The sequence below is a fragment of the Nostoc sp. EspVER01 genome (genome assembly GCF_034530635.1).
Lineage (GTDB): Bacteria > Cyanobacteriota > Cyanobacteriia > Cyanobacteriales > Nostocaceae > Nostoc.
The window spans coordinates 243,894-264,142 of the sequence record NZ_JAVRCS010000004.1; the positions used below are offsets into that span (position 1 = coordinate 243,894).

The 20,249-nt window shown below is 41.6% G+C and carries 16 protein-coding genes; 8 read left to right on the forward strand and 8 right to left on the reverse strand.

The genetic code is table 11. From position 1 onward, the window contains the following. Positions 1-767: 767 nt before the first annotated feature. Together RMX69_RS05845 and RMX69_RS05850 are read right to left on the reverse strand one after the other, a co-directional pair. The gene (locus RMX69_RS05845; protein ID WP_322636790.1) at positions 768-2,375 is read right to left on the reverse strand and encodes a bifunctional pantoate--beta-alanine ligase/(d)CMP kinase; all 1,608 of its coding nucleotides are present in this window, start codon (positions 2,373-2,375) and stop codon (positions 768-770) included. A gap of 170 nt (positions 2,376-2,545) precedes the next feature. Continuing rightward, positions 2,546-3,649 (reverse strand): septal ring lytic transglycosylase RlpA family protein, encoded by a 1,104-nt coding sequence (locus RMX69_RS05850; RefSeq protein ID WP_322636792.1) that lies wholly within the window; start codon positions 3,647-3,649, stop codon positions 2,546-2,548. An 890-nt stretch (positions 3,650-4,539) separates the two neighbouring features. On the opposite strand from RMX69_RS05850, the gene glsA reads away from it, so the two are divergent. After that, positions 4,540-5,520, forward strand: coding sequence for a glutaminase A (gene glsA / locus RMX69_RS05855; protein WP_289800042.1), 981 nt, complete (start codon positions 4,540-4,542; stop codon positions 5,518-5,520). A 471-nt stretch (positions 5,521-5,991) separates the two neighbouring features. Here glsA and RMX69_RS05860 read toward each other — a convergent pair whose 3' ends face one another. Together RMX69_RS05860 and RMX69_RS05865 are read right to left on the reverse strand one after the other, a co-directional pair. Next, positions 5,992-6,558 carry a hypothetical protein gene (locus RMX69_RS05860; RefSeq protein WP_289797892.1) on the reverse strand — a complete coding sequence of 189 codons (567 nt, stop codon included), beginning with the start codon at positions 6,556-6,558 and terminating at the stop codon, positions 5,992-5,994. A 270-nt stretch (positions 6,559-6,828) separates the two neighbouring features. After that, positions 6,829-8,013, reverse strand: coding sequence for an AbrB family transcriptional regulator (locus RMX69_RS05865; protein ID WP_322636793.1), 1,185 nt, complete (start codon positions 8,011-8,013; stop codon positions 6,829-6,831). Between the two features lie 228 nt (positions 8,014-8,241). On the opposite strand from RMX69_RS05865, the gene RMX69_RS05870 reads away from it, so the two are divergent. Both RMX69_RS05870 and RMX69_RS05875 read left to right on the forward strand, forming a co-directional pair. Continuing rightward, positions 8,242-8,583, forward strand: a complete 342-nt coding sequence (locus tag RMX69_RS05870; RefSeq protein WP_322636794.1) for a DUF5678 domain-containing protein — start codon at positions 8,242-8,244, stop codon at positions 8,581-8,583. Positions 8,584-8,638: 55 nt separating this feature from the next. Next, the gene (locus RMX69_RS05875) at positions 8,639-9,574 is read left to right on the forward strand and encodes a pentapeptide repeat-containing protein (protein WP_322636796.1); all 936 of its coding nucleotides are present in this window, start codon (positions 8,639-8,641) and stop codon (positions 9,572-9,574) included. Between the two features lie 159 nt (positions 9,575-9,733). On the opposite strand, the gene RMX69_RS05880 is transcribed toward RMX69_RS05875, so the two are convergent. From RMX69_RS05880 to RMX69_RS05890, 3 genes are all read right to left on the reverse strand, one after another. Beyond that, positions 9,734-10,084, reverse strand: a complete 351-nt coding sequence (locus RMX69_RS05880; protein ID WP_094350625.1) for a DUF1257 domain-containing protein — start codon at positions 10,082-10,084, stop codon at positions 9,734-9,736. Between the two features lie 141 nt (positions 10,085-10,225). After that, on the reverse strand, positions 10,226-11,737 hold the full coding sequence (locus RMX69_RS05885; protein ID WP_289797896.1) for an AAA family ATPase: 1,512 nt from the start codon (positions 11,735-11,737) through the stop codon (positions 10,226-10,228). Positions 11,738-11,819: 82 nt separating this feature from the next. Then, positions 11,820-12,173 (reverse strand): hypothetical protein, encoded by a 354-nt coding sequence (locus tag RMX69_RS05890; protein ID WP_289797897.1) that lies wholly within the window; start codon positions 12,171-12,173, stop codon positions 11,820-11,822. Positions 12,174-12,486: 313 nt separating this feature from the next. Between RMX69_RS05890 and RMX69_RS05895 the strand changes: the two genes are divergently transcribed. The 4 genes from RMX69_RS05895 to RMX69_RS05910 all read left to right on the forward strand — a co-directional run bounded on the left by RMX69_RS05895 (position 12,487) and on the right by RMX69_RS05910 (position 18,399). Then, entirely contained in the window at positions 12,487-13,005 is a 519-nt protein-coding gene (locus RMX69_RS05895; protein WP_289797898.1) for a hypothetical protein, read from the forward strand. Positions 13,006-13,166: 161 nt separating this feature from the next. Then, positions 13,167-14,321, forward strand: coding sequence for an NAD-dependent epimerase/dehydratase family protein (locus RMX69_RS05900; protein ID WP_289800043.1), 1,155 nt, complete (start codon positions 13,167-13,169; stop codon positions 14,319-14,321). A 234-nt stretch (positions 14,322-14,555) separates the two neighbouring features. Next, on the forward strand, positions 14,556-15,701 hold the full coding sequence (locus tag RMX69_RS05905) for a glycosyltransferase family 4 protein (protein ID WP_289797899.1): 1,146 nt from the start codon (positions 14,556-14,558) through the stop codon (positions 15,699-15,701). 100 nt (positions 15,702-15,801) lie between these two features. After that, entirely contained in the window at positions 15,802-18,399 is a 2,598-nt protein-coding gene (locus tag RMX69_RS05910; protein WP_322636798.1) for a GAF domain-containing protein, read from the forward strand. 80 nt (positions 18,400-18,479) lie between these two features. Here RMX69_RS05910 and RMX69_RS05915 read toward each other — a convergent pair whose 3' ends face one another. Further along, a complete protein-coding gene (locus tag RMX69_RS05915) occupies positions 18,480-18,755 on the reverse strand; it encodes a hypothetical protein (RefSeq protein WP_322636799.1) in 276 nt (91 codons plus the stop codon). A 636-nt stretch (positions 18,756-19,391) separates the two neighbouring features. Here RMX69_RS05915 and purC point away from each other — a divergent pair. Beyond that, positions 19,392-20,129: a phosphoribosylaminoimidazolesuccinocarboxamide synthase gene (purC, locus tag RMX69_RS05920; protein ID WP_289797902.1), complete on the forward strand. Its 738-nt coding sequence runs from the start codon at positions 19,392-19,394 to the stop codon at positions 20,127-20,129. The last annotated feature ends 120 nt before the right edge of the window (positions 20,130-20,249 follow it).

Here is a 20,249-nt window from a genome sequence, read left to right on the forward strand (position 1 = left end):
AATGTAAAATCTATTAACACTTAATAAGTGTTAATTTTCAAATAATATAGCCAATAGTCAAATTATCTATTTTCTTTTTAATAGGACTTACGCAAAAACTCTCTGAAACTTTTGTTCCTTTGCGGTTCGTTTTTTCATGATTTTGCGTCATATCATGTCCGCTTGATTGCTTATTAAACCCGAAGAACCCCTCCCCGCCTGCCTACGGTGTACACACAAGTCTTGCCGCAGCCATATCTTTCTTTATTAATGAATCTCGCACTGTGTTTTGATCCCGCCTCGGAATGAATTCCGAGTCTCATAGCCCAAGTCCACTGAAAGTGGACTGAATTAATTATTTAGTCCACTTTCAGTGGAGTTTCGCTATCAGCCCAGAACTTCAGTTCTGGGCGGGATATGGGTGGGCGTGACAGTTTCACTGTAGAGGATTTTTCGACTTGTGTGTACGCCGTAGCCCCGCCTGCGGGGAGGGGGTTGGGGCTTTCTGGGGCAGGTTTTTTTGATTAGACAAATTTTTGGGATTTTAAAACCAAAACCATTGTCTGAGAACTTAAAACTACGTTCAATAATTGAGAACATTCTCAACTATTTATCGAAAGCCTAAAAGCCTGCCCTTGAAAGGGGGGTTGGGGGTGGGGTTATTTTATTATGGGTAATTTGGCGGACATGATATCAGTCCTGTTTAAATACAGTTTTAAGGATGGTAAGTAAATAATCATTCACCCACCACCCTTTGAAACTAGAAAACTAACAGCAAATAGCAGTAATTAACACTGAGATAAACGTTGTTGGTAATAGTTAACAATCTGTGCAGTGACTTCAGACACGTCCAAACCATCAGTTTGAAGTTCGATCGCATCTGCTGCTTTCTGCAAAGGTGAAACTTTGCGTGTACTATCTTTCCAGTCACGTTCGGCAATGTCGTGTTCCAACTGCTCTAAACTCACTTCGGGTTGACCTTGGGTGTGAAAGTCTTGCTGGCGGCGACGGGCGCGTTCACTTACAGAAGCGGTTAAAAAGATTTTAACTTCGGCATCGGGAAATACGTGAGTACCAATATCCCGACCTTCAGCAACTAAACCACCTCTTTTACCCCAGCTTTGCTGTTGTTTAACCAGTGCTTGACGGACAGCGCCTTGTGCCGCGATCGCCGATACTTTTGATGTTACCTCAATCGTGCGAATCACCTGGGTAACATCAGTACCATCAATCCAAACCTGCACGGACGATTGTAAATCCTGGGTGGGAGTCAATTCAATTTTACACTGATTAGTTAATTCGGCGATCGCACATTCATCGTCAATAGCAATCCCCTTTTGCAGTACTAACCAAGTAACAGCACGGTACATCGCTCCTGTATCTAAATACACTAAACTCAGATTTGCTGCCACTTGCCGCGCCACTGTAGATTTTCCAGCACCAGCTGGGCCATCAATGGCGATGATGGGTTGACGATCGCGCAATATGAGATTGTCAATCAAACGTGTAGCACCAAGACGAGCTGCGATCGCCAACATTCCTTCCTCCTCAACTTTTTCTAAAGACATTAACGTAGTCGGTTCAACCAATTCAATATATTCCACTGAGACCGTGCTGACCATTGCCACTTCTTGCTGTACCACTGCTATCAACTTGTTGCTATTGCGATCGCCTGCAATGAATGCAGCTTCAGCTCGTTGCAAGCCACGATATAAGACTGCTGCTTGCTCTTTTGCCGTTGCAGTCAAATATTGATTGCGAGAACTGAAGGCCAGACCCGACGCTTCCCGTACTGTTGGACAAACAACAATTTCTACTGGCAAATTTAAGTCAGCTACTAAGCGTTTAATAATTGCTAGTTGCTGACCATCCTTTTGACCAAAGTAGGCACGGTCAGGCTGTACCAAATTGAAAAGTTTGGTAACAATCGTAGCGACACCCTGAAAGTGACCTTGCCGAGAACGACCACACAAGCCTGTCATCATAGCAGATGGGGGGATAACTTGTGTAACCTTTGATTCTTGTATACTCTTCTGAGGAACTGCCATTTCTTCCGGAGTCGGTGCAAAAATGGCATCTACCCCAGCTTGTTCGCAAAGTTGTTGGTCTTGCTCTAAAGTGCGGGGATAGCGTTGATAATCCTCGTTAGGAGCAAATTGCAGGGGATTGACGAAAATACTCACAATCACCGTAGAATTTTCGTGCCGCGCCCGTTGGATCAAGCTTAAATGACCTTGATGCAAATTTCCCATCGTTGGCACCAGACCGACTGCCGTCTGATACCAGCCAGTCATCTCATCTAGTCTCAGATCCTCAGCAACCGCAATTAGCTTGTTTTCTGAGCAGCGTTTAGTTAAATAGCAGCGTAAAGCTGCGACTGTTGTCAGCAGGCGCACAAAAATACCCCTAGTTCTTATCGATCCCTCCCCCGTTAGTTTATATCCGAAATAGAGGGAAGAGTTGATTGAACTAGGGGAATTAAGTGATACGGAACTGGGATTGGGGTTAGGGGAAAGGTTATAGGTGACAGGTGATAGGGAATAATCTTCCCCTGTAACCTACTAGATTATTTCCCTAAGACTTCAATCTGTACTGGTGCTATGCCACTGCCCATCATTCCCAAAATTCGAGCCGCGCCGGTAGATACGTCAATGACTCGACCTCGAATGAATGGGCCTCGGTCATTAATCCGCAGCACTACAGAACGACCATTGCGGGTATTGGTGACACGAACTTTTGTGCCAAAGGGTAAGCTGCGATGAGCAGCAGTCATTGCTTCAGGGTTGAATCTCTGGCCGCTAGCGGTGCGATTACCAGCAAAGTCATAGCCATAAAAAGAAGCTACACCTCTCAAGGTGGATCGCACTACTCCGACGGCAACCTGTTGAGGCAGCTTTGGTATTGATATTTGTTGACGGACTGGTAAATTCGCAATCTCTTTTATAGGAGATGCATTGCCTAGTAGTCTCCGCAAGCGATTGGTTGCTTGCAATGCATCTTGCGCCAGATTGTTGGTGGTATCTGCTAGTCGCGTACCTTCGTTGATTTCGACCAGTTCTTCGCCATTAATTTTGATTACATAGCGATCGCCATTTTGTTGGACAGGAACGCTTTTGTTTTGCGCTTGATTAGCATTAGATTTTTCCCCTGCTTTCCAACTGACGGTAATCTTACTCCCGTCCACGTTTTCCCGATTCAACTGGTTGATCTTAGCTGCTATTACACCAGCTATCTGAACCGGGTCATTGTCAGCTGAGCTAATCTGGTTACTCGCATCTATTACGTTCCCAGTATTTAACGCATTGGATGAATTGCTAGCAATAAGGGCGTACGATTGTACGCCCCCAGGATTGCCAATTGCACCAACTTTTTTAGTCTCAAGATTCGTATTTGATACAGAACTCAAAAAGGTGAGAACAGGTATATTTTTGATAAAAAGGGTTGCCGCCTTACGTCCTCTAATGTCGTGAGGATGAATTTCTGTAATCACAGCATCCAAGGTTTGTTTCCCTGCTGTTGATTGGTACTCTCCCACCTTAACCACATCAGGGGCAGGTGATTTTTGGGATGCTAGCGCATTCCCCTTGGTGGTTTGAGTGCAACCGACTGATGGTATTCCCAAAACAGTCAGAAACAGGGCAACAATAGTCCACAAATGTCTTTGATTCATGCGTCCGTTTTTGAAAGCGACTGTAGAACTTAAAGTTTTATAACTTGTGGGATTTATCACTAATTAAAGTGATTTCCCTTTTGAAAAACTCGAACTCGTTCCGTTTTCACTTTGTTCTTTATAACTGCAACAGACTAACACGAACCTTTTGGCTTGGGGATCAGGGTTTTAGCGTAACTATCGTCCACTTTCTCAAATTCCCATTCCAATTTTAAGGTCGAAACCTTTCTCAAAAGCGGACTTTGGCTATGTAACGCTTTTTTCCGTAAGTCAAAAATTTCTTAAAAAAACTTTACGCTTATTTCACACTAAAGTGGCGATACCTTATTCACATCACTTCTAAAGGCTCGCAACTACCCGTGTATTCTAGATCACATACTTTTTGGCTATTTCCTATAAGAAGGTAATATAACTTTAATTAAATAGCAACGGCATAAATGCTTAAAATCATTTATTTAATGAAATATTTAGATTTAACTATGAGTAAGTGGTGATATGAGTTACATCTTAAAAAATTATGCGAGTTAGCTTGAGTCTGATATATTTTTTCAAAGTTTTTTCTACTTACATCAATCATTACTTTCATTCTCCACAACTAGACTAGTATTGGTGATAAATATAACTTTTGCTAACCGTATTGCTGAGTATAAAAAAAAGGACAATACTCAAATTAATATTTTTCAGGATTAATGACTTAAAAATTAAGAAAACTTTGCGATCGCTTAAACAACAGATGTTGCATGTAATGTAAATTACATCTTATCTTGTTTATCTTCAGTAATTGCTCAAGTATGATTTTTTAGAGCAAGCTATTTTTGACAAAATCTTTGTAACAGTAGGGATGTACAGCTGTACCTCTTCTATATATAGTAGGTATTTTGGGAAATGCCATCAGCCTAATGACAAATCAAGGAGATATAGAAATAGAACCATCGCCATTAAAAGCTGTTCTCAACGAGTTGCATTCCCAGTACAAGTCACTGCGAGAGGGTGCAGTAGCGAAATACATTCCCGAACTGGCAAAGGCAAACCCGGATTTGTTCAGCATTTGCATTGTGACAGTAGATGGTCAGGTTTATAAAGTTGGGGACTACGAGCAACTTTTTACTATTCAGTCAATTTCTAAGGTGTTTGCTTATGGACTTGCCTTAGAAGATCATGGACTAGATTATGTTTTAACTAGAGTTGGCGTAGAACCGACGGGGGATGCATTCAACGCGATTGTTTTGGATGAGCAATCGAAGCGACCTTATAATCCAATGGTAAACGCTGGAGCGATCGCCACCACTAGTTTAATCAAAGGTTCCGGCCCCACCGAACGCCTTAACCGAATGCTGGATATGTTTCGGCGATATATTGGGCGCGACGTATTCGTTGATATTTCAGTTTTTACCTCAGAACGGAGTACAGGGCATCGTAACCGCGCAATGGCGCATTTGATGCTCAACTTTGGCATGATTGACCGAAACATTGAAGAAGCGCTTGATCTTTATTTCCAGCAGTGTGCTGTGATGGTGAATTGTCAAGACTTAGCAGTGATGGCGGCTACTCTGGCGAACAAAGGTATTAACCCCATCACCAAAGAACGGGCCGTAGATAAACGTTACATCAAAGATATTCTGAGTGTTATGTATACCTGTGGAATGTACAACTTTGCAGGTGAGTGGGCTTATAAAATTGGGATTCCGGCGAAAAGCGGGATTTGTGGTGGGATTATTGCCGTTGTACCCAATAAAATGGGCATTGGAGTTTTTTCACCGTTGTTGGATGTGCGTGGTAATAGTGTGCGGGGGGTAAAGGTTTGTGAAGAACTTTCCCAACGTTTAGGTTTACATCTATTTGATTGTTCTGGTTCAGAGGCGTCAAAATAATTCGTAATTGATAATGACGATTTATATACAGCAGAATTCAGAATTCAGAATTCAGAATTCAGAATTCAGAATTCAGAAGCGATGCCCTGAGCCTGCCGTTCGCGGAGCGTCTCGTAGAGAAGAGTCAGAATGGGCTACGCCCCGCTGCGCTAACAGAAGTAAAACAGGCTTTATACTATACCTGGCTTTGAGACTTAACTTGCGCACCTCACTAACTTGAAATCCGCTGTATATATTTCGGAGATATAGGACTCCGATTTGATTTCTGAAAACATACTGAGACTGAAAAGCCCGTTTTATAACAATACGGTTCAGTTAAGGCTAAAACTCTTTATCAAAGTCAATTTTTTTAACGAACCGCAGAGGCACAGAGGGAACAGAGAGAGGAAAACAATGCTTAACTGAACCGTATTGCGTTTTATAAGGGTTTTATCTGAAAATTTGTTCAAAAATCAGATATGAGTCCTATATCTATTCAAACCCTTTTAAATAGGGAACAATATATTTTTGTCCTCGTTCAATGTAGTAGGGCGAAAAGAGAGTTTCATAATCTTGCTTGACTAATGCCATAGCTCGTTCCATACGTTCATGCCCATAGACAATAAACTGGGCTGTTGATGCAGCGTAGTATTCACGCTCTGACTCCTTAACATTGTTTTTAAATGCATCTTTGTAAAGCGATCGCCCTGCTTGAATAAATGCTTTTTGTTCGTCGTCAAATTCAATTTGGCCCTCACTAGGGAAATATAATTCTGTCCGTTTCATAAAACCCATGACTAGATTCATACATTCACGGGTCTGTTCTACAGACAAACATTCTTTATCGCCGCGACGAAATCCCCATTGAGTGCAACCATTAGTTACTTCTAACGCCCGCAGTTTGCTAAATTTATCTAGAGCGTCATCAGAAAATTTTTCAAACTCTTCAATGCGATCTTCTATGAGCTTTTTAAATCCTTGGAAATCTTCTTCAAAAAACTCTTTTAGTTCTTGAATCTCTGTCAGCTTGTTCCAGTAAATTGTGCGTTGTATTTTCATGATTAAAAGCTGAGTAATTCACTCAGTGTATCGTATTTGCTAAAGTTGTTTTGACAGAAAATCTGTTTAGTTATGTGTGATGGGTGGAACGCCGCTCGGAATCCTGGTAAACAATCTGGATCAAATTCCACGCGATCGCTCGCTCTGGCAAAAAACTTATGCTCGTTGACTAACCTCAAAACCTAAACTAATTAATGATTTCCTTTTATACAGTTAACATTTTAGGGATTTTCACTGATTTGGGCTTTTGACCTTTATTTTTCAGCAGAATTAAACTGGTTCTGAAAGTTGCTCATCCAGACGGCGAAACAAAAACACCCAAAGCGGTAGGGAACTATTAATTGCAATTAGTCGCACTAAATGGCCAGTTGTGACAATTTCAACATTATGATTCAATGCCAGGGAAACCAGGATCATTTCTGCCGATCCTCCTGGCGCTGTGACTAAAAGACAGGTTAACCAGTCCCAAGAGGTTAATTGCATCGCAAGTATAGCAGCGATCGCTCCGGCTACAAGAGTCATTCCTACAGACATCAAGGCATAGGCGACAGTCCGCTTTCTAAAGTTGGGTTTATCTCCCCAATATTCACCAATAGTAATTCCCAAGAGCATTTGACCCAATAAGTTTATTATTGGTGGCGGACTAAAGCTAATATCACCCACAAAAGGCAGCCAATGTAGCAAAGGATTAAACCCGATACCAATCAACAATGCACCAAAGAAATCGCCGGCGGGAATTTTAAATAATATAGCTGGATAAACTACTAATCCAGTGATTATGAGTACTAACAAGAGTAATTCTAGTTGAGATAAATCGAGATTAAGCCAAGCAGTGTTGATTGGGAGTGTTTGCGGATAGTAATTACCAGTTGATGTTTTCGCGACGAGGGGAATTAGAACAACTACACAGGTGACGCGAATCGCCTGAACTAAGGCAACCAAACTAACATTTTTATTGTAATCGGCAGCGATCGCTGCCATAATTCCTACACCACCAGGGACTGTAGCCAGCATTGCTGTAAATAGGTTGGTTTTGCTGGCGCGGGAGTAAATGTAACCAATACAGCCTCCACTCAGCAGCAGAAATAAGGTAAGAAAAATAAATATAGGAATACCAGAAGCAATACTAGCTATATTAGCGTGGGCATTGGAAGCGCCGACAGTTAAGCCGACAAGTGCCATTCCCACTTTTCTAGCAGTGCGGTTAGGTTGGGGAGAATATTGATAAAAAATTCGACACCCTTGGAGAACTAGAGTACCAGCCGCAATCCCGCCAAATATCCAGGCAATCCTGCCAATTTGGAACTTTGCGAGGAGTAAACCCAGAGGTAATGCCAGAAGCATTTCCAAGGTAAGGACAATTAGTTGCTTCCTAAATACCTGTTGTTTCGTAGCAACAGGATTTTGATGAGTGTGTTCTTCCAGGCTGGGAGTAGCACTTAGACTTTGATTCATCGATACTAAGCTTTTCTCTCAGTCTAAGCTATAGGCGCAAAAGTGGATCTTCTGGGATGCGATCGCGCACTACACATTACCAGAAAGAAGCAAAATGATACAGGTGAAGGGTTTTAGTTTTAGTGGTGGATTTATTTTAGATTGAAATCAGGTTTGGTAGCTAACATCTTGCACCAAATAATTAAGATAGTGCCAGAGATATTCTATATCCATAGACAAATTAAATATATGAACACAACTCCCTCTAAAAGCGAAACAGATGAAATGTTCAAGTGGTTAAATCGTAACCGCCAGATGTTATTAGATTTATATAAAAATAAATATATAGCTTACAATGCAAATGGAATAATTGCTCACAGCGAGAACTTACGCGAAGTTTTAGCATTAGCTAATGCTGCGAAACAGCCTTTTTTAATTTACCTAGTTCCTCGTCGCACTGCTTCTATAGAAATAAATTTTACGAATTCGCTTCTGCCCAATACTGCGGTTGAGGAATTGAATAACCTTAATACACTGTGCGGTGAACCTTTATTACCTGGATTGGTTTTATATTTAAATCAGGTTTGGTAAAATTAAATCAAAATCTTAAAGTTGATGTTAATAAACAGGTTTAGAGCTTGGAGCTATGGATGCAGGAGAATTACTCAGACGCTACGCCATAGGTGAAAGAAATTTTTCTGGTGTCAATTTTAGTCGTCTACACTTGGAAGAAGTTGATCTGTGTGGGATAAACTTAAATGGTGCTGAGTTGACTGGTACTCATCTTAATGATGTGAATCTGAGTTATGCAAATTTGAGTAATGCCAGTCTACAAAGGGCTACGCTACTTGGAGCAAATTTTGAAGGTGCTAATTTAAGTAATGCTCGTCTTGACGGAGCTGAAGCAGAGTACGCTAACTTCAAAGCAGCTAATCTGAGTCACGCCAACTTGTCTGGCCGTTTTCAAGGAGTGGACTTTAGCTATGCAGATTTGAGTAACATTTATATGGATCATGGTTGGATAGAAAAAGCTAATATTAGTTATGCCAACTTAAGCAATATCACAACATACCAAAGTACGTTAGATAAAGTTAACCTGCGAGGCGCAAATCTAAGCAATGCTTTCTTTAGCGATAAAACAAGACTACAGAAAGCAAATTTGATTGGTGCTAACCTTACAGGTATGGGTATAGGTGAACTTCTTACAGACTGTATCTATGATATTGAGACAATAATTGATGAAAAAACAAGATATCTCTCTATACCTGGAATAGGTCTTTTCGATATTTTTGAACAAGCTATTTTTATTGGTTCTGGAGAAAATTTAAATTCTGCTAACTTAGAAAATACCGACCTTAGTGATTTGGATTTAAGCGAGGCTGATTTAAGCTATGCAAATTTGAAAGGTACGAATCTAAGCAATAGCTCTCTTTTTCAAGCAAATTTAGAAGGTGCGGATTTAGAAGGAGCAAATTTGACAGGTGCTGACTTGGAAGGTGCAAATTTAAACAATGCTTATCTTTATAACGCTATATTTGACAGTACCGTTATGCCAGATGGAAGCATAAGGGATGATGATTGATAGCAAACAGGCTTAAGAATCTTACTTATTTTAAATTAGTATTGACTAAAATCATTAAAAATCGGGACTGAGAAATACATCTCAGTCCCGATAAAAAAGCGGGCTAACCGCTATTTATATGGTTAACCCGTGCAGCTTTGGGAACGCGCAGAGAAATTGTTATTGCAATACCAACTTCACATTGGCGTTTTGCAGACCGCGCTGTTTCACTTCAGCCAAAGTTTTGTTAACGGCATACTTTTGGTTGATTGAGTTGATCAACTCGGTTTGGTTGTGCTTCTTAGCAACGCCCCACAAGTCAGCGATTAGGTCAAAAGAACCATCGCCATTGCGAGACCAGCCGAGGTCATATTCGCCTTCCAACACGGCAACGATGTCAGAACGGACACGCTGACCGTTATAACCACGGACATCAGCTTCAGTCTTTACGCTGATGCCGAGGTCGCGCAAGGAAGCCTTGAGGATTTCGGCATCGGTGATTTTGGTACGCAGGGTGCTAAAGTGAGACATTTGGGTTTCCTCCAATGAGAAGATTGAGAAAAACGACAACGGTTTGTTTTGGGCGAAGCCGCGCTTAACAGGATGCGGCTTTTCTTATAACTGCTAGCATTTTCAGCTAGCCTTTCCCCCTGGGATGGCAGAGGAAAGCTTTTAAAACTCCATTCGCTGATATTCAGCTACGGAGGATGCTGCGGGGCGTGCGCGCTGTCTGGCCCAATCTCTCAGAGCCGTTACTTGTTCTTGCATCGTTCGAGACAGCGGCAAAGTTGCCTTCAGTGCAGCAATAATATCTAGTTGGGTGAACTCCCGATCTTGGGCAAAAGCTTCATACATTGCCGCAACGATCGCTTGTTCAACTTCTGCCCCAGAAAAGCCATCAGACATCTTGGCTAGTTGCTCAAGATCGAATCGAGAGATGTCTTCACGGCGTTTGGTCAGATGAATATTGAAAATATCTTGCCGTTCTTCCGGTGTTGGCAGATCGACAAAGAAAATTTCATCAAAGCGTCCTTTCCTCAAGAATTCACCAGGTAAACGTTCTACTCGGTTGGCAGTTGCCATCACGAACACTGGTGATTTCTTATCTTGCATCCATGTGAGGAAGGAGCCGAAGATTCTGCTAGAAGTCCCTCCATCAGAATCTGAGGAACCTCCACTACCAGCAAAGGATTTATCTAATTCATCGATAAACAAAATTGCTGGGGAAATAGATTCTGCTGTTTTCAGGGCATTTCGCAGATTTGCTTCACTTCGTCCCACCATTGAGCCGTCGTAAACTCGCCCCATATCCAACCGCAACAGTGGTAAACCCCACAGTCGGGAAGTAGTTTTGGCAATTAATGACTTACCGCAACCGGGAACTCCTAAAATTAACATCCCCTTTGGTTGAGGCAAACCATAGTCTCTCGCTCTTTCTGTAAAAGCGTTGGAGCGTTGCTTGAGCCATCTTTTTAACTCTTCTAAGCCACCTACAGCATCAATCGTTTCATCTTCTTCAATGTATTCTAAGATACCATTGCGCCGAATTAGTTGCTTTTTCTCAGATAAAACGATGTCTACTTCATCTTCCGTCAAACGCTCTTTAGTTACCTGTGCCTTACGGTAGACTTTCTCCGCTTCATCTTTAGTTAGACCCAAAGCAGCTCTGAGAAGTTTTTCTCTGGCTTCTGTTGTCAGCCGCCGGCCACGATTTTGCTCTATATGGTGAGTTAAGACTTTATTCAACTCAGCCATATCTGGCAATGTAAAGTCGAGAACAACAACTTCCTTTTCCAGTTCTATAGGTACTTGTTGCATTGGGGACATCAAAATGATGTTCTTTTGCATACCTTTGAAACTAGCGATCGCATCGCGTAACGATCTATTAGTTGCAGGCGCATCTATAAAAGGATGTAAATCTTTAAGAATAAATATACTTGGTTCTTTCTGCCGGATGATCCATTCGATCGCCGCCTCTGGAGACACGGTATTATGTTGGGTGACATTCCGGGGTTGACCATACTCAACAATCCCGTGTGTTACTGTCCAAACAAATACTCGACGCTGGGGCTTTAATAACTGGGCGATTGTGGAAATTGCTTGCTCGGCCCGCTCTTCCTCGGAGGTCACAAGGTAGATTAAAGGGTATTGAGCTTGAATTAGGATTTTGAGCTCTTCGTTCATACTTCGACCTACTTGAGACCTTATAGAGACAGTAGAGACATTGCTTCTGGTGAAGAAAACCGAATCATAAATATCTATTTATTTAGCAAGGAACTAACTCTTCCTCACCCTTGGGATTGGTTTCACTTTCATCCATCTCATCGAGAGAAAGATGCTCTTGACCAACTACTCCTGGTTGATTGCCTAAAGTAACCAGTTCCCCATCACGTAAGACTAGCGAACTATCACAAGTTGGGCATGAGTAAACTCTATGAGTCCGCCCATAAGAAGAATCTTCTAACTCGTCAACCAATTCTTGATTGGATAGGTAAAAACCAAGGGCACGTTCGGCAAGTTCTGACATTGGCTCGGAATCAACTGCTGAACGAATCTTCAGTTTTCTGTGCAACTCTGGCGATAAATACAAAGTGACCTTTTGCTTAGTTTGCGTTTGCATATAACTCTTTAACGGTCTTACCCGGGTATGTATATCAAGTTATCGGTTCTTTTATTGGTTGTCAAGACAGTAAAGCGTTTTAACGCTAATTTTGTTACATTTGTTTACATCTGGGTTTGCTTGCACCATAATATGATGCTTTATGGTTCATCACTAGTGGCTCTAGCCCTTGAAATTGAGCGATTTATCGCTCACTACGAATCTCTTAAAATTGATGTGGCAGACTACTAGTTAGCTGATTGAGAATAGTGCAATATTCAGAGTTTCTGGTATTTCTATAAAATCAGTAACTTTGGCAAAATGTGTAATGTAAATGGCTACTGCTAATAGAATCTCTAGTTTGGGGCGAAGAATTTATCGGCTTGCCGCCAGCGTTAGCGGAGTCATTGCCCTGTTAATCATGCTGTGGGGTTGTACTGTAAATGATTTTAATGCCGGAGCGATCGCCTGGAAAACTTATAGCAACTCTCGTTATGGCTTTGAATTTCTATATCCGAGTAATTGGACTTCTTTAGTAGCCTCAGAAAATGGTGATGGAATTGCGTTTATTTCACCACAGGATAACTCAGTGGAAATTCGCGGGTGGGCAAGTCATCAGCTGCCAAACGATCCAGAGTCCATGAAAAAGATAAAATCCAACTTTCAGACCGCTCAAGGAGTAGCTGGGGTAATGCTTGTAGAAGTCGAACGAGGAGTAAGTTCGATGACACTGACGCTAACTCAAAGTCAAGTGAAATACCATTTACAGGGACGGAGTAAGAGCCAAGAATTTCAAAATTACTATCGTTTGTTTTATTACATTGCCCACCAGTATCGGATTTTAAAGTTTTAATGGAGCGTTGGGCGTTAGGAATGCTGAGTTAGGAGTTAAGAGTTAGGAGTTTTGTTTATCTCCCTCATCTCCCTCCAAAATCCACATCTCCCCCAGAATAATGATTAAGAGGGTACAGAAACCTGATAGATTTAGCTATCAGCGAGTAAAAACTGGTGAAGATGAAAGTCCTGGTTATTGGTGGTGATGGATATTGCGGTTGGGCAACTGCTCTTTACCTTTCCAATCGAGGTTATGAAGTTGGAATTCTAGATAGTTTGGTGCGGCGGCACTGGGATAATGAACTTGGTGTCGAAACTCTCACTCCGATCGCACTAATTCAACAACGTCTCCAGCGCTGGCAAGATTTGACAGGTAAATCGATCGACTTGTTCATCGGCGATATTACGAATTACGAGTTTCTCCATAAAACATTACAGCAATTTCAGCCAAATGCTCTGGTGCATTTTGGCGAACAGCGTTCGGCCCCATTTTCCATGATTGACCGAGAACACGCAGTTGTTACCCAGGTCAATAATGTAGTTGGTACGTTGAACTTGCTGTACGCCATGCGGGAAGATTTCCCCGACTGTCATTTGGTGAAGCTGGGAACGATGGGCGAATACGGTACACCCAATATTGACATCGAAGAAGGGTATATAACCATTGAACACAATGGACGCAAGGATACCCTACCTTATCCCAAGCAGCCCGGTTCGATGTACCACTTAAGCAAAGTCCATGATAGTCATAACATCCACTTTGCTTGCCGGATTTGGGGATTGCGGGCAACTGATTTAAATCAAGGTATAGTTTATGGCGTTTTAACCGAAGAAACGGGGATAGACGAACTATTGATTAATCGGCTGGATTACGATGGTGTGTTTGGTACTGCACTGAACCGCTTTTGTATTCAAGCAGCAATTGGACATCCGTTAACTGTCTACGGTAAAGGTGGACAAACTCGCGGATTTTTGGATATTCGGGATACAGTCAGATGTGTAGAATTAGCGATCGCTAATCCTGCCGAAGCTGGTGAATTCCGCGTATTTAATCAATTTACCGAACAATTCAGCGTTGGCGAATTGGCATTGATGGTGAAAAAAGCTGGTAACGCTATCGGATTGAACGTAGAAATCAATCATTTAGATAATCCCAGAGTCGAGAAGGAAGAACATTACTTCAACGCTAAAAATACAAAATTGCTTGATTTAGGTTTGCAGCCTCACCTGCTCTCTGATTCTCTCCTCGATTCTCTGTTAAACTTTGCCATCAAGTATCAGACACGAGTAGATCACAAACAAATTCTGCCTAAAGTCTCTTGGCACAGAAATTAAAATAAACCCCAGTAAATCGTGGGTCTAAAAATGGTCGTCATATTTTAGCACAATATGGCGACCAACTATTTATTATTCATCAGGCGTATCTTCCAGCTACTACTAAATTTACTGTTTACTACAGTTATTTTGATTGTGCAGAATTGATTACAGGACGCGAGACAGTTTACTCTGTGTTTAATAGCAAAATGCACTCTTAAGCTGAGATTATCTGCCTGGACTGAATAGTTTTTTATGAGAATTGCCCTATTTACCGAAACCTTTTTACCCAAGGTTGACGGCATTGTAACGCGCCTGCGCCATACTGTCGATCATCTCCAGCGCAGCGGTAATCAGGTATTGGTGATTGCCCCTGATGGAGGCATCACAGAACACAAAGGCGCTAAAGTTTACGGCGTTAGTGGCTTTCCTCTGCCATTGTATCCAGAATTAAAAATGGCATTACCCCGCCCAGCCATTGGTTACACTTTAGAAGAGTTTAAGCCAGATGTTATTCATGTCGTGAATCCAGCCGTTTTGGGTTTGTCTGGTATATTTTATAGCAAAATCCTCAAAATCCCCTTGGTGGCTTCTTATCATACCCATTTACCCCAATATCTCCAGCATTACGGCTTGGGGATGCTGGAAGGTTTTCTTTGGGAACTACTGAAAGGCGCTCATAATCAAGCAGCTTTAAATCTGTGTACCTCCACAGCAATGGTGGAGGAATTAACAGCGCATGGTATTGAACGTGTAGATTTATGGCAGCGTGGGGTAGATACAGAATTATTTCACCCCGATTTAGCTAATGTAGAGATGCGATCGCATTTATCACAAAATCATCCAGAAAGTCCATTGCTACTCTACGTTGGACGGCTTTCCGCTGAAAAAGAAATTGAGCGCATCAAACCAATCTTAGAAGCAATTCCCCAAGCGCGATTGGCATTGGTTGGCGATGGGCCGCACCGTCAAGCATTGCAAAAACACTTTGCTGGCACAAATACTTATTTTGTTGGCTATCTTATGGGGCAAGAGTTAGGTTCTGCCTTTGCGAGTGCTGATGCCTTCATCTTTCCTTCCCGTACAGAAACACTAGGCTTAGTGCTACTAGAAGCGATGGCTGCTGGCTGTCCCGTGGTAGCAGCCCGTTCCGGGGGAATTCCTGATATTGTGACAGATGGCGTAAATGGATATCTTTTTGAGCCAACAGCAGATATTCAAGGAGCATTAGCTGCTACTGTTCGACTCTTAGAACAAAAACAACAACGAGACACCATCCGTCAAAATGCCCGCCAGGAAGCAGAAAGTTGGGGTTGGGCAGCTGCCACCAGACAGCTACAAGATTACTATCAAAAGGTGATATTTTCTGAACAGTTGGCACAATCGGAGAGTAGGAAGTAGGGAGTGAAAAAGGGAATAGGTTACAGGTTATTTCCTATCACCTGTCACCTGTCACCTCTTCCCTAATCCCAATGCCCAAAATCTAAAATCTAAAATTACCATGACACTCCCCAACTCAGGCAGCGTCTTGGCTACATTAACTGAACTAACTCAAGTTAATCGTGCTCATGCCCTACTGCGTCGCGTCAAAGACTTATCTGTTAATGAATTTGTTTGCTTACTCGACTTTATAACTGCTGAGTTCCAGCAATTTTTGAGAGCTATTGAACTAATCAATAATGAAGCTCTAGAAACTATGTTGGAGAAAGTATTAGAAGCTATCACACTCAAAATTGGTCAAATTCTCCAAGCAGAACATACAGCCATTTTTTTAGTTGATTATGACAAAGGTCAACTGTGGTCAAAAGTTCCTCAAGATAATAGCCAAAAATTCTTAGAAATTCGTACTCCCATTACCGTGGGTATCCCTGGACATGTTGCTAGTACAGGTCAATATCTCAATATATCTGAAACTTATACTCATCCCCTATTTAGCCCAGAACTTGAAAAACAAATGGGCTACAAAATCCGTAATCTTTTATGTATGCCCGTTATCAGTAGCAAAAACCAGACTGTAGCGGTAGTGCAACTAGCTAATAAAACCGGGAATGTTCCGTTTAATCATGATGATGAAGAACGTTTTCGAGACTTTGCGGCTTCAATTGGTATTATCCTGGAAAGCTGCCAATCTTTTTATGTAGCGGCTCGTAATCAAAGAGGCGCAACGGCTTTGTTGCGGGCAACTCAGACACTGGGGCAAAGTTTAGATTTAGAAGCAACTTTGCAGATAGTCATGGAACAAGCCCGAATTTTAATGCAAGCAGACCGCAGTACACTGTTTTTATATCGTAAAGAGCTAAACGAACTCTCGACGAAAGTTGCAGTGGCAGCAGATGGCACAAACTTGATAGAAATTCGCATTCCTGCTAATCGTGGCATTGCTGGATATGTAGCTTCCACTGGTGAAGCCTTAAATATTTCTGATGTTTATAAAGACCCCCGCTTTGACCCGACTATAGATAAAAAAACTGGTTATATAACTCGCAATATCCTATGTTTGCCAGTATTTAATTCTGCAAATGAATTGATTGGCGTTACACAATTAATTAATAAGCAACAAAGTAGTTTTACTGCTTCTGATGAAGAGTTTATGCGGGCTTTTAATAATCAGGCAGGAATTGCCTTAGAAAATGCTCGGCTGTTTGAAAATGTGCTGTTAGAAAAACAGTATCAAAAAGATATTTTACAAAGTCTGTCAGATGCTGTGATTTCTACAGATATGGCGGGACAGATTGTCACGATTAATGATGCAGCCCTAGAGTTGCTGGGTTGTCCGATAGGAGACGCTAATAGTAAAAACAACAAACTTTTGTGGGAACAAAATTTGATTGGTCGCCTAGTTTGGGAAGTTGTGCCAATTGAAAATCTCCAAATGCGACTAGAAGATAGTCTCAAAACTGGAGCTAAACATTATGTGCCAGAGCAAAGTTTGATACTGGGAGTACATCAAGTTATGAGTGAGGAGTTAGGAGTTAAAAGTGAAACTCAATACTTAGCATTCAGTACTTATCACTCGATTTTAGCATTGCGCGATCGCAATAACCCCGATATTTTTATTCCCTGGAATCAACCTTTGACTCCCCAATCTGAGTTTCTCACTTCTCATGAGGTACAAACATTAGAGCGCAATATCAATCTTACTGTTAATCCCCTAACCAACCCAGAAGGCGGTGTACGTGGTGGTTTGGTGGTCTTAGAAGACATTACTCAAGAGAAACGAATGAAAACTACCATGTCGCGCTATCTAACGCCCCATGTCGCTGAACAAGTTATGGCTCTAGGGGAAGATGCTTTAATGGTAGGCGAACGGAAGGAAGTAACTATCTTGTTTTCTGATATCCGAGGCTACACAACACTTACGGAAAATCTCGGTGCAGCTGAGGTGGTATTGCTGCTCAATCAGTATTTTGAAACGATGGTAGAGGCGGTTTTTAACCACGAAGGCACTCTCGACAAATTTATTGGTGATGCCTTAATGGCGGTATTTGGTGCGCCGCTACCATTGACAGAAAATCATGCTTGGAGGGCTGTGCAGTCAGCGTTAGATATGAGACGCCGCTTAGAAGAATTTAACCAACGGCGAATTATCCAGGCCCAGCCGCAAATTCGTATTGGCATTGGGATTAGTTCTGGGGATGTGGTTTCGGGTAATATTGGTTCCCGGAAACGGATGGATTACACGGTAATTGGAGATGGTGTAAATTTAAGTTCGCGCTTGGAAGCGGTAACTAAAGATTATGGTTGTGATATTATTTTAAGTGAATTTACTTACCAACTGTGCAGCGATCGCATTTGGGTGCGCCAGTTAGATAAAATCCGCGTTAAAGGGAAACACCAAGCCGTGAATATCTACGAGTTAATTGGCGATCGCACAACTCCCCTAGATACCAACACTCAAGAGTTTTTGTTTCATTATCATACTGGACGCGCTGCTTATTTATCGCGCAACTTTTCACAAGCCATCGCTTGTTTCGAGTCCGCCAAATCTATCCAACCTCAAGACCAAGCTGTTGATATCCACCTAGAGCGTGCGCGTAATTATCAACAAACGCCGCCCCCAGAGTCCTGGGATGGTATTTGGACAATGCTTACTAAGTAGTCATTGGTCACTTGTCATTGGTCACTTGTCATTTGTCATTGCTTATTCTCCTTGTCTCCCCCATCTCTCCTATCTCCCCTTCAATCTTTAGCCTCTCCCTGGTCATCTTGAAACGGATCTTCGCCAATTCCTAGCTCTTTTTTTGAGCGTTTCAACTGTTTCCACAGATCCTTTATTTGTTCGTAAGCTGCACCTGGAGGCACTTTTCCGCCTGTTTCTAAGTTGCAAATGTAACTTACTCGTTGAGCAAATTCCTGGAGATTTGCATTAAAAACCAAATTTTCTGGCTTAACTTGACCGTAGTAGCGACCGCGAGGGAAGAGAAAATCATCCTTGTTCACTATTTTTTTATCCATTTATTCAATTCACCTTGTGTTTGAGTTTCGGAAGCTGAATTACTAGCTAACCTAATCTTTACTTTTGTCAGATTGAGGTAAATCAGATCATCCGACTCCTTTTCCAATTGTTGATCGGGAATTGGTTAATTCAGATTTTGAGACTAGAAGATAAAGCTTGAAAAATTTTGTGTGTTAAATATTACAGACAAATCGCTAAAGGAGCTAGAGAGAATATTTGATTTTCCTCACGGTTGTCAATTTATCTCATCTTAATTTATGAAGTTCAAATTGTAATTAGCTGCAATCGAAACCTTTAAGTAAAAATTATTATTACATGTCAGTATGCCTTGGTAACTTATTCTCTCAAAACTAATTAAAATTCTGATAGTAAAACTACTTAGATGAGGATACTAGACACGAAAGCTAATTGTCCTCTGTTAAAAGTTAGAGATTTTGTTCTAAATATTTGGCAATTAGCTATTAGGCAGCGATCCAGAGGAGAAAATTGGGCTAGGTATTTGGTTATTAATTATTTTAACCTGCCCCTGCTTCCTCTTAAATAATCACCAATGGCTAATAGTTAATAACTAAAGATAAAATGGTGAAGCCTCAAAGGACAATTTTTGTCCATCGCCTAAAACACTACCTGCCACTATGTCTGTTAATTCCAAATTATACGAAGGCAAAGCAAAAATTCTTTATACAACGGACGATCCAGAAGTCTTGTTGGCTGATTTTAAGGACGATGCCACGGCGTTTAACGCCCAAAAGCGTGGCAACATCCAAGGGAAAGGAAAAATTAATTGTAGCATTTCCAGCCAGCTTTTTAAACAGTTGGAGGCTTATGGTATAAAGACTCACTTTATCGATAGTCCTGCCCCAAATCAAATGCGGGTGAGGGCAGTAAAGATTTTACCCTTAGAAGTGGTGATCAGAAATATTGCTGCTGGCAGTTTGTGTCAGCAAACAGGTTTACCAGTGGGTACAATTCTGAAACAGCCTTTGGTTGAGTTCTATTATAAAAACGATCAATTAGGAGATCCTTTGTTGACACGCGATCGCCTGTACCTGCTAGAACTAGCGACTGCGGAACAAGTAGACGCAATTACCCATCTAGCATTGCAAATCAATGAATTTCTCAATAACTTTTGGCAGCGGTGTGGCATTACCCTAGTAGACTTCAAACTAGAGTTTGGTTTGGACTCACAACAGCAGTTGCTCTTGGCAGATGAAATTAGCCCCGACACCTGCCGTTTGTGGGATACCGCAGAAAAAGACTCAAACCGCAGGGTAATGGACAAAGATCGCTTTCGCCGAGACTTAGGAAATGTAGAGGATGCCTACCAGGAGGTCTTACAAAGAGTGCTAAAAGCAGTAGAAACTACAAGTTAACCAGGTAAAAACCAAAAGGTGAGAAGGAATTATATTTAACTTTTGCCTTTTGCCTTTTGCCTTGTAAAGTAAAAAAGCAAAAGAAAAAAATTATGTTTTGAGTTTTACCTTTGAGATAAG